This window comes from Cellulophaga baltica (assembly GCF_900102165.1).
Classification (GTDB): Bacteria; Bacteroidota; Bacteroidia; order Flavobacteriales; family Flavobacteriaceae; genus Cellulophaga; species Cellulophaga baltica.
Genome location: NZ_FNBD01000046.1, coordinates 1 through 1,906, shown reverse-complemented (window position 1 = coordinate 1,906; position 1,906 = coordinate 1). Strand labels below are relative to the sequence as shown.

The following is a 1,906-nucleotide window of genomic DNA, read 5'->3' as shown; positions in this document are numbered from 1 at the left end:
TACATACTAGTTCAAAGTTGCAACTCACAAAAAAAAGCAACACCAGAACAAGAGCAAATTATAGAAGATGCAAAAGTTAATTTTGTATTCGTAGAGGGTGGCACGTTTACTATGGGTAATAATGATTATCACTATACTACGCTGGAGCATCAAGTTACTTTAGATTGTTATTCAATAAGTAAATATGAGACAACGTTGAAAGAGTTTGATTTATATACAGAGTTAAATAATTTAGAACTTGTTTATCCTAATTATAGAAATCAAGAAGATATGGGCCCAGATTACGGTGCTATTGGCATGAATTGGTACCAAGCGCAATCTTATTGTCAATGGTTAGGGGAACAGCTTAATTTACCTATAGATTTGCCAACAGAAGCCCAATGGGAATATGCAGCACGTAGTCGTGGCTTAGAGGTTGAACATGCTACTGATAGTGGTTTGCTTGAGGGTGGTGTAGATGATAACTATGCTGCGGATAAGCCTGTAGGTAGTTATGAACCCAATCCTTTAGGTTTATATGATATGTCTGGAGGTAGACCCGAATGGACTAATGATTGGCTAGTTGGTTATAGTAAAGATACCTTGGTAAACCCAAGGTATGATACCATACATAATTATGAAGAGAAAATTGTCTATGATTCAGACAAACTACTAATGAAATATTGCGAAATAAATTCAAAATTTGTACTGAAATATTTGAATTTAATTCAGAAAAAAATATCTAGATAATCTTCCAATATAGCGATATTTTACAAGGAGGTTGAAAATACTAATCGAGACAATTTTAGCAAATGAAAAATAAAATCTCAATATTATTATTAACTATAAATTTAATTAGTTGTCAAGAACGTTACAAAAATGAGTCCATTTTTTTTAGGAGAATATAACGAAAACGAAGCTAAAATATTTAAGATTGATACTGATTCCATTGTGTTTTTAGATAAGCAATCACTTACGCAAGAAAATCAACTTAACCCCGTAGATTTTTTTAAATTCTTAACTGATAAAAATCTTTACTTTATTGCAGAAGGAGATGAACCTTATTGGAAGCTTAAGTTAAATTCCTCAAATCTATATTTTGTAAAGTTTGACTCTATAAAGGAAGAGCACATTTCCTGTGAAATCTATTATGACAACCAATCGGGGTTTAACATTATGTTTAAATCAATTGATAATAGAGTTTTTGGGTTAATTAGAAGGGTTGATTCTAGATTAGAACCTAATAGAGCTTGCTCAATTGCAGTTACAGAGAATTATTTAGTTTATGAAGCTTTTATCACCATCGAAAATGTACTTTACAAAGGATGCGCAACTATTGATAAAGAATGAAGTATTAAATGAACTTAGTTAACAGCGGAAGTTTAAATTTTATGAAATATATAATACTTGCGATTTTTTTTTAATTTTTTGCTCGTGTAATCTTCAGGAAAAAAATACTCAGCCTAAAGATCAATTTAGTAAAAAGGTATTAGATTCTGTTCAATTTGAAAATAATACAAGCGTAATCTTTTTAAAGAAATTCACTAATGGTAAAATAAAAGATATTGCTTTTGCCAAGGATAGTATTATTGAGAAAGATATAATCTGTGAAGAGTTACATATTTCTTACTACCAAAATGGATTGGTAAAAGAAAAAGGTTGCCAAGGCATCTATAAAGGTATGGGGTCTTCTGTTGGCACTTGGTATAAGTATAATTCCTCTGGAGTTTTAGTTGAAAAAGCCTATTATCATCTTGGAACAATGAAGGATGCCTAGAAAGAAGTGGTTGAGTATTATTTAAACGGAAATAAGAAATCAATAAAAAGGTTAACCAACGATGTACTCTTTGAAATTGATTTAGACTCGATTGGCGTGTAGACTTCCCCTTCTTAGGACACCTCTAATTTCGATAAATAATTATTATTT

General features: G+C 30.8%; 2 protein-coding genes. Both read left to right on the top strand.

The window, feature by feature from the left end; genetic code table 11:
* The first annotated feature begins 3 nt into the window (after positions 1-3).
* Entirely contained in the window at positions 4-729 is a 726-nt protein-coding gene (locus tag BLQ19_RS20785) for a formylglycine-generating enzyme family protein (RefSeq protein ID WP_083332333.1), read from the top strand.
* 129 nt (positions 730-858) lie between these two features.
* On the top strand, positions 859-1,329 hold the full coding sequence (locus BLQ19_RS20780) for a hypothetical protein (protein ID WP_074539656.1): 471 nt from the start codon (positions 859-861) through the stop codon (positions 1,327-1,329).
* The last annotated feature ends 577 nt before the right edge of the window (positions 1,330-1,906 follow it).

Bases quoted from the DNA above. Each gene is read 5' to 3' on its own strand.
- BLQ19_RS20780 (WP_074539656.1), top strand. From the start codon at position 859: ATGAGTCCATTTTTTTTAGGAGAATATAACGAAAACGAAGCTAAAATA.